The 12,975-nt window shown below is 68.1% G+C and carries 13 protein-coding genes and 1 pseudogene; 13 read left to right on the forward strand and 1 reads right to left on the reverse strand.

Going from position 1 to position 12,975, the window contains the following annotated elements; translation table 11 throughout:
- Positions 1–3: 3 nt before the first annotated feature.
- Complete coding sequence (locus ACIQBL_RS33305) at positions 4–654, reverse strand: hypothetical protein (protein ID WP_401948355.1); 651 nt, start codon at positions 652–654, stop codon at positions 4–6.
- Between the two features lie 170 nt (positions 655–824).
- Between ACIQBL_RS33305 and ACIQBL_RS33310 the strand changes: the two are divergent.
- From ACIQBL_RS33310 to ACIQBL_RS33370, 13 genes and pseudogenes are all read left to right on the forward strand, one after another.
- Positions 825–1,733 (forward strand): annotated as a pseudogene (locus ACIQBL_RS33310) (peptidoglycan-binding protein); the annotation flags it as partial.
- Positions 1,734–2,061: 328 nt separating this feature from the next.
- On the forward strand, positions 2,062–2,307 hold the full coding sequence (locus tag ACIQBL_RS33315) for a hypothetical protein (protein WP_401948357.1): 246 nt from the start codon (positions 2,062–2,064) through the stop codon (positions 2,305–2,307).
- A gap of 1,188 nt (positions 2,308–3,495) precedes the next feature.
- Complete coding sequence (locus ACIQBL_RS33320; RefSeq protein WP_401948360.1) at positions 3,496–4,065, forward strand: hypothetical protein; 570 nt, start codon at positions 3,496–3,498, stop codon at positions 4,063–4,065.
- Positions 4,066–4,139: 74 nt separating this feature from the next.
- On the forward strand, positions 4,140–4,343 hold the full coding sequence (locus ACIQBL_RS33325) for a hypothetical protein (RefSeq protein ID WP_401948363.1): 204 nt from the start codon (positions 4,140–4,142) through the stop codon (positions 4,341–4,343).
- Between the two features lie 105 nt (positions 4,344–4,448).
- A complete protein-coding gene (locus tag ACIQBL_RS33330) occupies positions 4,449–4,793 on the forward strand; it encodes a hypothetical protein (protein WP_401948365.1) in 345 nt (114 codons plus the stop codon).
- A 15-nt stretch (positions 4,794–4,808) separates the two neighbouring features.
- Positions 4,809–5,804 carry a phage recombination protein Bet gene (gene bet / locus ACIQBL_RS33335; RefSeq protein ID WP_401948368.1) on the forward strand — a complete coding sequence of 332 codons (996 nt, stop codon included), beginning with the start codon at positions 4,809–4,811 and terminating at the stop codon, positions 5,802–5,804.
- Between the two features lie 68 nt (positions 5,805–5,872).
- A complete protein-coding gene (locus tag ACIQBL_RS33340) occupies positions 5,873–7,009 on the forward strand; it encodes a PD-(D/E)XK nuclease family protein (protein WP_401948371.1) in 1,137 nt (378 codons plus the stop codon).
- Between the two features lie 90 nt (positions 7,010–7,099).
- Positions 7,100–8,053, forward strand: a complete 954-nt coding sequence (locus tag ACIQBL_RS33345; RefSeq protein WP_401948374.1) for a helix-turn-helix domain-containing protein — start codon at positions 7,100–7,102, stop codon at positions 8,051–8,053.
- Between the two features lie 76 nt (positions 8,054–8,129).
- Positions 8,130–8,408 (forward strand): hypothetical protein, encoded by a 279-nt coding sequence (locus ACIQBL_RS33350; protein ID WP_401948376.1) that lies wholly within the window; start codon positions 8,130–8,132, stop codon positions 8,406–8,408.
- Positions 8,409–8,500: 92 nt separating this feature from the next.
- Positions 8,501–9,118: a hypothetical protein gene (locus ACIQBL_RS33355; protein WP_401948378.1), complete on the forward strand. Its 618-nt coding sequence runs from the start codon at positions 8,501–8,503 to the stop codon at positions 9,116–9,118.
- 204 nt (positions 9,119–9,322) lie between these two features.
- Entirely contained in the window at positions 9,323–10,813 is a 1,491-nt protein-coding gene (locus ACIQBL_RS33360; protein WP_401948381.1) for a DNA cytosine methyltransferase, read from the forward strand.
- A 31-nt stretch (positions 10,814–10,844) separates the two neighbouring features.
- Positions 10,845–11,576 (forward strand): hypothetical protein, encoded by a 732-nt coding sequence (locus ACIQBL_RS33365; protein ID WP_401948383.1) that lies wholly within the window; start codon positions 10,845–10,847, stop codon positions 11,574–11,576.
- Positions 11,577–12,040: 464 nt separating this feature from the next.
- Complete coding sequence (locus tag ACIQBL_RS33370) at positions 12,041–12,844, forward strand: hypothetical protein (RefSeq protein ID WP_401948386.1); 804 nt, start codon at positions 12,041–12,043, stop codon at positions 12,842–12,844.
- Positions 12,845–12,975 lie beyond the last annotated feature (131 nt).

Consider the following 12,975-nt stretch of genomic DNA (forward strand, 5'->3'; position numbering starts at 1 on the left):
AGCTCATTGCCTCGCGACTCTCCAGGGTATCGGGCTGATGGCGGGTTGGCGCGGTACCGAGCGCAGTCGGCGTCGCGGCGTAGGCGACAACGTCGCATTGCACGCGTCGAGGAAGGCGTGAAGAGCGTTGTTGTGTTCGTCGAGCATGCGGTTGAACTGCCGGTAGGTGCTGCGGCGTACCGGGCCGCCAACCCAGTCCTCTTCACCTCGAAAGGATCTGAACCATGCCTCCAGGCGCTCGTACACCACTTCGGCACGTTCAGAGGTGGCGGTCGCCTGCCTCCATACGTGGGGTGTGCCCACGACGGCCACCGCGCCAAGCGCCTGGAGCGCGTCAGCGTTGAGCCTCGCGAAGTTCTCCTTCTGCTGACAGTAGGACTGCCACTGCGCATGTCGCGTGCGTGGGTCGAGGCCGTCTTCCTCTGCATTGGCGACGTCGGACAGAAGGTCCAAGTGCTCCTTCAAAGCCGTCTGACGGGCAATTAACGCCTGAGCGCAGGAGTGGAAGGCTTCACGGCGGGCCTGTGTCATCTGACCGTCGAACTGAGCGCGATTGGCTAACCGGGCCGCAAGGACCACACCGAGCACGCCCAGCCCGGCGCCAAGGGCCGTCCCCGCCAACCCCACTACAGCAATGAGGAGTTCACTCTGCATGAGCAGATCCTGAGCGCGCGTTGCGGTGGATGCGATCCGGCTCGCCGCGCCGACCAGTGAGTATCCTGACAGCAGGGTGACCCTCCACCCGCTTCGCACTCCCGAGGGACCGGACCGCCGCAGCGGCCACGGCCGACTGCCATCCGGCGCAGGGGAGAAGGACGAAGCGCGTGGCTACACCGCTGAGCGCGGACAAGTTCCTGTCCGCGCTGAAGAGCGCCGGGCTCGGCGTCGTCGAGCACGGCACATGGCGCACCCACAACCGCAACACCCACGGCAACTGGGGCCCCGTGAACGGGGTCATGATCCACCACACCGGTCCGTACAGCTCCGAGAAGGACATGGTGGAGCTGTGCCGCACCGGCTACCAGGACCTGCCCGGACCCCTGTGCCACGGCGTGATCGACCGTTCCGGCACCGTGCACATGGTCGGCTACGGACGCTGCAACCACGCCGGGATGGGCGACACCGACGTCCTGCTCGCGGTCATCGCGGAGAAGAAGACCCTCCCGCGCGACAACGAGGCCGACACCGACGGGAACCGGCACTTCTACGGCTTCGAGTGCATCAACACCGGTAGCCAGGAGTGGCCGTCCGCGCAGCTCGACGCCATGGCGCGCGCGGCGGCGGCGGTCTGCCGCGCGCACGGGTGGGACGAACGCAGCGTCATCGGCCACAAGGAGTGGCAGCCGGGCAAGCCGGATCCCGGCGGCATCGACATGGGCGACTTCCGGGCCCGAGTGGCCCGCCACCTCAAGGGCGGAGCCAAGCCCAAGCCGACGCCCAAGCCCACTCCTAAGCCGACGCCCACGCCGGTCCCGAAGCCGACCCCGAAGTACGCGGCGTACCCGGGCGCCCAGTTCTTTCGCGTGGGGCGTTCCTCACCGGTGATCGCCGCGATGGCGAAGCGCCTGATCGCAGAGGGATGCGACTCCTACGACGTGTCGCCCGGGCAGGTCTGGAACGAGGCGCACCGCCGCTCGTACACCGCCTTCCAGATCAAACGCGGCTTCCACGGCGCCGACGCCGACGGCATCCCCGGACCTCAGACCTGGACTGCCCTGCACGTCCCCCATCAGGCCGGCACGACCGAGCAGACCGCGACCACCCCGTCCCAGGAGAACGACCCGATGCCGCAGGCCCTCGCCGACATAGCCGAGCGCACCCTCGCCACCTACGTGCAGTCGCTGCTGGGCCTGATGGCCGCGTCCAGCACGACTGACCTGGTGTCCCTGACGGCATGGCAAGCCGCCGCGGTCGCCTCGATGCCTGCCGCGCTCAGCGCACTGAAGTCCACGGTCGGCACGGTCCTGGGCAGGCAGGGAACGGCATCGTGGCTCACCGCGAAGCGCGATCCGGCCACACCGGCGAACTGACCGGCCGCTGACGAGAGAAGAGGAGGATGACGTGCCCGAGGGAGAGGTTGCTCTCGCCCTGGCCGAGCTGCGGGCGACGGTGGAGGTCGGCTTCGCCCGTATTGACGGTCAGTTGGCGCTGCTCGTCCAGCGCAGCGACCAGACGGACAAGGCCCTAGAGGGCTTGGAGCAGCGAGTCTCGTCCCTGGAGACGAGGAGATGGCCGTTGGCGACCTTGACGGTGCTCGTTGCCGTGGCAGGCTTGGCGCTTGGAGTCTTCGGAGCCCTGCTTTCCTGAACTGTCCATACAGTGCGCATAGTTGATCGCTCCTGATGGGTCTGGTGTTGCTACTATGGTCTCCGCAGGTAGCAGCGCCAACCTGAGCGATCATCGTGCCCACGCCACGGTGAGCCAACTTGCTCGAAGGTCCCTAGGGGATTGCGCAGGGTGTCAAGCACCGTTCAGACGGGAAGCGTGGGAAGGCCGCCGGAACAGGAACGCTTGATGGTCCGTCACTTCGACCGCAAATTCGCGGTCCGTGCGCTGATGAAGACTCACGGCCTCTCATATCAGACTGCTTTGCAGTACTGGGCGTGGGGAGACCAAGTGATTTCGTACACTGAAGCTCACGATTGCGCTGAACGCATCTCAGGACATCACGGTTACACTCGCGCCGTTTCGCAGGCGCTACTGAGAGCGGGCGTCCTTGTAGGTCAAAACCTCTGCATGGGGCAGATGCCATACGGTCCTTGGTCGCATATCTCAGCGGCTAACGGGGAGTGGATTCTGTTCTGGCGGTCGTATGCTGCTGGCGGATGGCAAATCATAGACCAGCGGGCTCATCGTAAGGGCCTATGGCATAGGCCCCTTGGGGGGCGTGACCTAGTACCGCGACCGAGTGCCATCGCGGCTGAGGTAGCACGCATTGTGAGCTCTCCACCCAAGATGGAAAATCCAGCTTGGCCCATCTATCAGTATCCGAGGGCTCCACTTCCCTGCGGCCTTGCCGAGCTCCTTCGTGGCTATGTAGACGTTCCATCGCTCAGGGATGGATGGATCAACGTTCGAAGTGTCCTCGCCGCGAAGAGTGAGGTGTGATGTCCATTATCAGGGATTCAACGAGTGGGCACACCCCGGAAAGAGCTCCAGATGACAGGCGCGGCTTTCTAGCGTGGGTGTCAACTGCTTCCACCTTGATATGCGTAGCTGCAGTTCTTGTCCTGGCGTTCAGTGGACATGAGGGCGCGGCTGCCGCAATCGGTGTGATAGGTGGGGCGGGTATCAGTGGCGCAACGATAACTGTGCATATCCGTCGATGATGAGAGCCGTAGATGGAGATGGCCCCACTCCCTTGGGAGTGGGGCCATCTCCTAGGTCCTCTTGGAAAGACCGCCGCCACCTTAGCAGCGACCTGTCGCGCACCCCGGCGCACCCGCACGGCTACGCTGACGTGCTGCATCCAGGACGCACAACGGAGGACAGGGCATGAGCCGGCGCAAGCCGTATCTGGTCGGGCATCAGGAGTTCGCCGCCCTGTACAGCGTCGACCCGAAGATGGTCGCGCAGTGGCTGGCTCCGAGCCGGGGCGTGCTGGACCCGTCGACCGCCCTGGTCGTCAGCGGAGTCCGCTACTGGCCGCTCGGCTTCGCGGCTCGGTTCGGCACGACGACGACGCGGTTCCGCCAGGTCGACTTGGATGCGAAGGCCCGGATCGTCGCGGAGCAGGGCGCGGGCTGGGAGCCGGACCTGGGAGACCAACTTCCCCCGATCGTAGGCCAGCAGGAGATCATCGCGATGTTCCACCTGCCCGCGCAGGGGAACCTCGCCACGACCATCGCGACGGGTCGCTTCCCCGGATGCGACTGGCTGCTGTCGGGGTCGATGCTCTGGCTCCTGGAGACCGTCCTCGATGCCGTGCCGGAACTGCGTCAGAGCGCGCGGAGCGTGTCGTGGGACGCGGACGAGGAGGTCGTGGCCGCCCTGCGGACCGGCACTTACGACGGGCCGGGTAGCCGGATCCTCACCCGAGGCCGTCACGCATCAAAGGGCCTCTGACCTGCGTAAATACTGTACATGGCCTCAAATTGCGAATAAGATATATGTAATCTCAATTCGCCAAGGAGGCAGCAGTGCAGCTCATTGCCACACCGGGCGGCGACGAAGTCGCCGTCATGGACGCCCGCGAGGCCCTGGTCGTCGAAGGGGCTCTCTCGCTCTACGTGCTCAAGCATCCCGACTCGAATATCGCCGTCAGGGCGCTCGGTGACATCGCGCGGGCCAACGAGGCGCGCGAGGCTCGCATGGAGAGCGACGTCGAGCGGGCCTCCGTCTGATCCGCTCCGGGGTGTGAAGTCCGGCCTGCCCTAGGGGGGTTGATCATCCGCGCCTCAACCCTCAAGATAGGTGACATTCTTTGAACACGTCACCAGGGGGTGGGTATGGAAGGCGTCCAGGGCGAGATACCGGGCCTGGTCATCCACACCGTGCGGCAGCCCGAGGGGCAACCGTCCTCGATCCAGGCCCAGTTCGAGACGTTCCACCAGCTCAATCCCTGGGTGCTCCGGGCCCTGGAAACCCTGACCGCCGACTACCTGAAGCGCGGCGCGCGCCGCATCGGCATCGGGATGCTCTTCGAGGTCCTGCGCTGGCACTACGTCACGGCGACCGAGGGTGACGACTTCCGCCTCAACAACAACTTCCGCAGCCGGTACGTCCGGCTCCTCATCGAACGCAATCCCGAATGGGAGCGCGCGTTCGAGGTCCGCAGCCTGCGGACCGACTGACCTCTTGGAGAGAGCGTGACCGACGAATCATCCGCCGAACCCGCCGTAGTGGAGGGCGCGGTGGTCGAACCAACCGCGACGGCGCCCCAGCCCGTGCCAGCGAGCGCCATCACCCTGCGCGCCGACCAGGACGAGTTCGACCACAAGCAGCTTTCGACGCTGGCTCTGATCAGCCCTGGCCTGGCCGCCGCCCCGCGCGGCCACCTGGCCATGTTCTTCCACTACTGCGTACGGACCGGACTCGATCCGTTCGCACGGCAGATCTACATGATCGGCCGCACCAACTGGAAGGCCGCCGACAACCCCGACGAGCCCGAGAAGACATGGACGATCCAGACCGGGATCGACGGCTTCCGCACGGTCGCCCACCGGGCGTCGGCAAAGGCCGGGGAGTCCATCTCCTACGAGGACACCGTCTACTACGACTCCGAGGGCAACGCCCACGACGTGTGGCTGTCGAAGGCGTACCCGGCCGCGGTCAAGGTCACCGTCCTGCGCGGCACGAGCCGCTTCCCCATGATCGCCCGCTGGGACGAGTTCGCCCCGACCTACTACGACCGCAAGCAGAGCGCGTACGTCGTGGCGAAGATGTGGCAGCAGATGCCCGCCCACATGCTGCGCAAGTGCGCCGAGGCCGGCTCGCTGCGCATGGCCGCACCGCAGGACCTCTCCGGCGTCTACGTCGACGAGGAGATGGAGCGTGCCGACGCCGAAGCCGTCGTCCGTGAGGCGGAGGAGGCGACCCTGCGCCTGCGGGTGGCGGCCGGACTCGAAGCGGGCGACTCCGCGGGCGGCACGTCGAGCGGTGAGCCCGGCGGTGATCCCGAGAGGGGGGAGCGGAACACGAGCGCGGCGACGCCGGCGCCGAAGAAGCGGCCGCGTGCCGCGAAGAACGCGGCCAAGGCCCCGGACCCGGAGCAGGACCCCGCCACCGTCGCCGACGAGCCCCCGGCTCCGGCCAAGCGCGCCCCGCGCAAGCGGACCGCCCCCGCCCGCCGCGCCGCCTCCTGACCCCTGCCGACACCGGGTGCCGCCCGCCGTCGGCGGTGAGGCACCCCGCATCCTCTTGGAGAAAGATCATGACCACTGTGGCCCTCGTGCCCCAGCGGCCCGTCAGCCTCTGGCCCGCCGCCCACGCGGCGGACGCACGCCGCCCCCGCTCCCAGCAGACCAAACTGGGCGCCAGCGACACCGTGTGCGCACGCCGAGCCGGATACCTCCTGCACGGTCGCACCCCCACCGACACCGGCGAGAAGCGCAAGGCGATCCTCGGCACCTGGCTGCACGCCGGGATACTCGATGCCGCCCGCGAGGAGTACGGCTGGCTCATCGAGCGCCGCGTCGAGGACGAGACCGTCCGGGGGCACATCGATGCCGTCCAACTCGACAGCACGACTGCCGCACAGCTCCCGAAGCGGCTGCGCCCCACGCTCCCGGCCGAACAAACGACCGTCGAGGACGTGAAGACGAAGGGCACCTACCAGTGGGACAACGTCCTGCGGTACGGGGCGAGCGAGGCCGAGATGCGGCAGGTGTACCTGTACGCCGACCTCCTCGCCGCCGAGGGATTCGCGCGCGTGAACGGCCAGCGCCAGCTCGCCCGGATCGGCCCCGTGCCCGTCGCCCGCATCCGCTTCCGGTTCATCAACCGCGACAACGGCGACGACCACGTACAGGAGATCGCCTACGAGGCCGACCGGGCCCGCCGCGCCCGCTGGTGGGTCCAGCAGGTGCGCGCCGCCTCCTCCCCGGAAGAACTGCCGCGCACGTTCCAGGGACCGGGCCTGTCCGCGATCTGCGACCACTGCCCCTTCCGCACCGCGTGCTGGGGACCCATCGCAACAGGACGTTCGGTGCAGAGCCGACTCGTCCACGACGACGAGGAACGCGCTGCAGCACTGGCCGAGTACGTCGCCGTCACCGAGCGGATCAAGCCCCTCAAGGAGCGTCAGAAGTTCCTGCGGGCCCAGCTCGACGGCTCCGAGCCGGGCACCTACGGAGACAACGTCCTGGGGTGGAGCGGCGGCAACCCGACCAAGGTCGACGACATTGAGGCCATGGTCGGCCTCTACCGCCGCGCGGGCCTGGAGGTGCCCATGGCACCGGATACGCCGGCCATGAAAGCCAGGCTCAAGGAGGTGGGCGTCCCCGTGCCCACCCGCCTCGACCACGACCGGCGGACAGCGGTGAGCATCAACGTCACCGCGAGCAAGTAGTCCTGACCACCGCACCAGGCCGGGGCGGTACCCGCGCGGGCCCTGCCCCGGCCCCGGCGCGGCGGCGGGACGCAACACGGAGAGGTGCCGGTGAGCATCCAACTGATGGTGGTGGCCGCCTACTTGCCGAAGGAGGTGCTCAACAAGGCGCAGAAGTTGGTCCTCATGAAGATCGCGGACTCGGCCGACGACCAGACCAGGCTGGCCAGGCCCGGCCTGGAGCGGATGATGGCGTGGGCCGGCGTGGGGGAGAAGCAGGTCAGCACGCTTGTCACGGAGCTCGTCGGCCTTGGCCTGGTCGAGCGGGTCACGATCGGCCGGGTCGGCCGCCGTGCCGAGTACCGCGTCTTCCCGTACGGCGTGCCGCCCATCCCCTCCACGGAGGAGCTGGCCGAGCGGCGCCGTGCAGCGCGGCAGGCACCGACCAACCCCCGGCTGGCGCGCAGCGGTACGCCGCGCCGCAGACCGTCGTCGGCGGCCCGCACCCAGCAGGACGTGACTGCTCGGCAGGAGGTGCGGGCCGCCGAGGAGACCGCGCGGGGGGCTGGGTTGCCCCAGGGGAACCCTGGCGGGGCCACGGGCAGGGTCGCCCCGGGGAAACCCAGTGGGTTGCCGCAGGGCAACCGGGCGGGTTCCCCCGGGGAAACCCCTTCTCTTCCCCCTTCTTCCTCTTCTCTTCCTGACCCCCCTACCCCCACGGGCGGTGTTGTCCGGGACACGGAGACGCGTCGCGGACAGCAGAGGACAGGCTGTGCCAAGCACGCCGAGCCAGTGGGCAACTGCCGGGGATGCGGCACCAATCCGCGCGCCGAGCGGGAAGAGGAACGCCGGGAGGCAGCTGACCGCGAGCACCGCGACCAGCAGGACTGGCTACGGGAGTTCTTCGCCGAGCAGGAGCGCCGGGTGGCGCGGAGCGACCCGCAGGCGCTGGAAATGGCCCGTCAGCGAACGCGGGAACTGGCCCGCATGGGGCGGGAGAGGGGACGGCAGGCGGCAGCCAAGTCCCTTCAGAGATCGGGGAGTTCGCAAGATCACCCACATTGACGCCCCGATGTATGCCATTAAGATATAAGTAGAAGTTCGGAACTTGCCGGACTCGTCCACCACTTGGAGATCGCTCGTGACCATCACGCTCAGCCCGGCCCCCGACGCCTACATCGTGGTCGCCGAAGTTGTCCACGGCCCCCACCTCGCTCCACGGCTCGGTGGCGGCCTGTACTGCTCGCCCGAGTGCGCGGAGGACGGCGTCCGTGACCTCGTCGACGCCCTGAAGCGGGAAGAGGGTGGCAGTGGATTCGTATTGCCCTACCAGGGGCGCGCGATCGGCTGCGTCGTCACGCGCGGCGGCCGGATGTGGGCGGTGCAGATCCTCGCCCGAAGTGAACTGCCTGCCGTCTGAAGCTCTTCGCTTTCACCTGAGATAGGTGACATTTCTCAAAGGTGTGCGCGCATTTCCTGCGTGCCCGCCGAGCACACCCTCTTGGAGACCACGTGACCGTCATCGCCGCGCTGCCCGACCACAACCGCACCAACGACCCGCTGTGGAACCAGCTGTTCTTCAGCTACAACCGGATCATCACCCCGCTGCGCTACGCCCGCTGGGTCACCGACGTCGAGACCGGCGGCGGCGAGTTCTTCGTGCGTGCCGATCTCACGGACGGCACGGAACTGATCATCGTCTCCGAACACAGCCTGCCCGCCGACTGCGCGGACGTGAACGGCTGGATCGCCATCCGCCGGGACGTGGAGAACCCGGACCGGCACACCGTCCTGTACGACTCCACGCCCAACGGCCCGCAGCGTCACCACCACAACAGCCTCATACCGCTGATGGCCCGCATCGACGGCCTCGACGTTCCCCGCCGCGCGCCCCGGCTGATGGTCTCGTCCACGCACATTGCGCCGTACGGCCCCAGCCAGAACCAGAGCGCCGGGATCGAGGGAGCGGCCACCGCCATCGCCCGGTTCTCGGAATGGTCCCTGCGCCTGACCGGCCACGAGGGCTACCGCCGGGTCTGGCAGCGGCCCGAGCCCAGCACCTACCCGCTGGCGCTGTTCGAGAACGCCGGACACATCACCACCGTCCGTGTCACCCGGAGCGATGACTGACCGGCCGGGCCGCGTACCGCCCACCATCGCGGACGCGGACCGGTGACCTGGCTGCTGCTCATGGGCGTCATCGGCCTGATGGCGTTCACGGCCCTCGGTGTCGAGGACAGCCGCCACCACCGTGCGACGCGGTCCCGTCACAAGTCCTGACCGAAGGTCGCCCGGCCCACCGGGCCGGGCGACCACCTCTGGGAGATCACCATCGTGCCCCGATCCGTCCACCTGCTCTGCGGAGCAGGCGGAGACGCCACCGGCCTGCTCGAAGCCGGATTCGACCCCATCCTCGGCATCAACCACTGGCAGACCTCGGTCGACACCTTCGCGCTCAACCACCCCAAGGCCGCAGCCCGGTGCGCCGACATCCAGAACTACCCCATGCGCTGGCTCCCCAAGGCTCTCGTGCTCTGGGCCTCGGTCATCTGCTGGGAGCTCAGCCCCGCCGGCGGGAGGAAGCGCCCCGACCCCATACAAGACGCCCTGTTCGAAGAGGAGGAGCAGTGGCGCGAACTGCCCCCAGAAGCCTTTGAGCTGACGCGGGTCACTGCTTGGTGCGTACTGCGTGCCGCCGAGGCGAAACGCTTCCCCTGCGTCGTCGTGGAGAACGTCGTCGAGTTCGTCACCGGCTGGGGCCTGTTCCCGGAGTGGATCCGGTGCATGAAGAAGTTGGGCTATCGCGTCCAGATCGTCTCGGTGTCCTCCGCGCACATCGGCTCGGAGACCAACCCGTACGCCCCGCAGTGGCGCGACCGGGTCTACCTGGTTTTCACTCTCGCCGGGATACGCCGACCCGACCTTGCCCCGCGTCCGCGGGCGTACTGCGTTCACTGCGGGCGCGACGTTCGCGCCCGCCAGAGCTGGCGCCACCCGAAGGTCAAGGTGGGCAAGTACGGCCAGCAGTACGACTACCGGTGCCCGAACACAAGCTGCGGACATGCCCTTGTGGAGCCGTACGTCCGACCGGCTTCCGATGTGATCATGTGGGACGACATCGGCCAGCGCATCGGGGACCGCGACCGGCCGCTGGTGCCGAACACCATGCGGCGTATCGAGGCGGGACTGGCCAAGTTCCCCCACCAGCCGTCCGTCGTCACCCTCACGCACGGCAAGGACGGAAGCGACCGCGCGTTTGCTCCGGACACCAGGCCGCTGCCTGTCCGCACGGTCAAGGTGGGCGAAGCACTCCTGGTGCCGGTCGGCGGCTCGTGGAACGACACGGCCTCCTCGGTGGCCGAACCGATGCGTACCCGCATGACCCGCGAGAGCGAAGCCCTGGTCACCGTCGACCCGTTCATCGTGGAGTTCCGCAACAACTGCGACGTGGCGCCCGTCGACAACCCGCTCAGCACGCTGGCCGGGGCCCGGCACCACGGCTTGGTGGTACCCGATGGCGTTGCCGGTGACCGGGCCCGCAACACCCTGGTCATCCCGTACCGCAAAGCGGCCCCGAAGACGGCGGCTGAACCGTTGCACACCCTGTCGACCCGGGCCTCGGCGGCCGTCGTGCGCAGCGCGCCCGCCGTTATGGACTGCCGCTTCCGCATGCTCCAACCCCGCGAGCACCTGTCGGCCCAGCGGTTCCCCGAGACCTACCAGGTCGTCGGCAGCAAGGCCGCCCAGACGCAACAGGCCGGCAATGCCGTGTCCGTCAACGTCGCCCGCTGGATCGGCGAACGCCTCATGCCCGTCCTCGCCTGACCCACCCCTACAAGAAAGAGACACCCCTGCCATGACATCCACCACGCACGAAGACCTGACACTCCTCGCCGAGCAGCGCAGTCAACTCGACGCCCAGGGCAAGCGCATCGCACAGGCCTACTGCCTCGCGGTGCTCGACCACGTCAGCGCGAAGATCCGTGCCGCCTACCCCGAGGCGGTCTACGTGGCGTTCGCCTTCTACAGCACGCGGACCCTCGACATGCACGCCGTGTTGGGCGCCCAGACCAGCGCATTGCGAACGTGCCCCGAACTGTGGAACAACCGCGAAGGCACCCAGGAGCATCCGCTCGACTACATCGCGGACGAGATCGAGTCCGACGTACAGACCGCGCTCGCGCCCTACCTCTCTCCGGCATGGGCTTCGGTCCACCGCAACTCGGCTTCCGAGGGAAACTCGTGGCTGCTGGAGCTGCCTCCGGTCGACCGGGTAGCGCGGGTGGCCGAGCTGGTGCGTGAGCGCCACCCGGAGGCAACCGCAGTCATCGTCGACGGCCGCAGGTCAGGGGGCCGGATCATCGAGGTCCTCGAAGGTGTCGCCGACGACGGCACGCAGATCCGTGCCCCGCGTCCGCGGTGGACGCCGTCCTGCGACACCCTCCTCACCCGGATCCTCGCCCAGGTGCTCTCCATCCCTGCGCTCGCCGACCGACACCTGATGCCCCTGCCCAGCGACTACGTCCACCCGCACGGCATCAGTACCAGCGATCAGACGCACCTGATGCCGTTGCCGCCAACCGCCTAGCCCACGGCAGGCCGACCAGATGAGCGGCAATGGGTGGGTCGCCGCGACCCCCTGTGTCGGGGACGACCGCTTCACGTTCGACGAGACGGCGGACGCAGCCCCGACCGAGCCGCTGGTCCTCTCGCTCCTCTCCGTCTGCCAGAGCTGTCCGTTCCGAGCACGCTGCGTCGAACTGGTCCTGCCGAAAGCAAGCCTGTTCGACGGTGTGTGCGGCGGCCGGTACTGGCGCAGCGGGCAGGTCCTTGCCACCTGCGGAGGCGCGAGCCCAGACGAGCTGCACGAGCGCGTGCGGCGCCCGATACGGCACGGCACCGAAGCCGGAGCTCGTGCTCACAACCGACGCGGGGAGCGCGCCTGTTCCCTGTGCAGAGAGGCCGGACGGCTCGCCCAACGAGCGCGCCGAGCCCGCAAACGCGCTTCAACGACCTGAACACCGACTCCTACAACTCCTGCGGAGACCCATCATGTTCACCCTTCGGGCCGACACCCTGGCGGCCATCCTCGACCAGGTCGCCCCACACCGCTTCCCCGTGGACGACGACGCCCATGACCACGATGTCCTGGTTCTCGACTCCACCCCCGGCTACCTTCACGCGGCTGCGTGCAGTGACCGAGCCCTTGCGGTCGCCCGGACCAAGGTCGCGGGCGATGTGTGGACGGCACCGATCGCCTACCAGGACGTCGCTGCTCTGCGCGGCTGGTTGGAGTCGTCGGACACCGTCACCGTCGAGCACGTCACGGCTGACGGTCACCACCGGCTGAGGTTCACCGAAGGGTCTGCCCAGGTCACGGTCCCGGCTGCTTCCTACGCCAGCCTCCTGCCGTGGCGCTCGCTGCTGCGCGTCATGCTCGGAGCCCGTGATGACGACTCGGCGTCCGGGCGGCCTGTCCAGCTCAGTGCGGACGACCTCTCCAGGTGGCTGAAGGCAGGCCAGCATGGCGAGGCCATCGAGTTCCATTCCCTGGGGGCCGTCGGCACCCTGGTGACGGCCGGACCCGACTTCCTCGGCCTCCAGGTGCCGCGCACCGAGGACGGTCCGGTGCCCGGCGAGGGATGGTCCCCGTCACTGCGCACCCGCAGGTTCCTCTTCGCAGGACGCCTCCTCGAAGTGGGGGCCCGGTACGCGGACCTCACGGGAACGGTGTGGACGGTGCCTGCACGCCCCGGTGCCGGCGAGGAGCCGTATCTGGTCTCCGCCGACGCTGTGGTCCTGCCGATCTCCCAGGTACTCGCGATCGGAAAGTTCCTGATCCGTCTTCCCGACTGACAAGAGATAGATGACATTTATGAATCATTTCTCGGACATCTGTGGGAGTGCGTGCGACGACGCGGACCCCGGCCTCGGGCTGAGGCCTCTTCCCTCCGCGTGGCGCGCCCGCCCCTCGACTACCGCGCTCC

It is taken from the genome of Streptomyces sp. NPDC088350, assembly GCF_044753545.1.
Lineage (GTDB): Bacteria > Actinomycetota > Actinomycetes > Streptomycetales > Streptomycetaceae > Streptomyces.

Excerpts from the sequence above, each read along its gene's own strand:
- ACIQBL_RS33305 (WP_401948355.1), bottom strand. The coding sequence starts at position 654 with ATGCAGAGTGAACTCCTCATTGCTGTAGTGGGGTTGGCGGGGACGGCC.
- ACIQBL_RS33320 (WP_401948360.1), top strand. The coding sequence starts at position 3,496 with ATGAGCCGGCGCAAGCCGTATCTGGTCGGGCATCAGGAGTTCGCCGCC.
- ACIQBL_RS33330 (WP_401948365.1), top strand. The coding sequence starts at position 4,449 with ATGGAAGGCGTCCAGGGCGAGATACCGGGCCTGGTCATCCACACCGTG.
- ACIQBL_RS33340 (WP_401948371.1), top strand. The coding sequence starts at position 5,873 with ATGACCACTGTGGCCCTCGTGCCCCAGCGGCCCGTCAGCCTCTGGCCC.
- ACIQBL_RS33365 (WP_401948383.1), top strand. The coding sequence starts at position 10,845 with ATGACATCCACCACGCACGAAGACCTGACACTCCTCGCCGAGCAGCGC.
- ACIQBL_RS33370 (WP_401948386.1), top strand. The coding sequence starts at position 12,041 with ATGTTCACCCTTCGGGCCGACACCCTGGCGGCCATCCTCGACCAGGTC.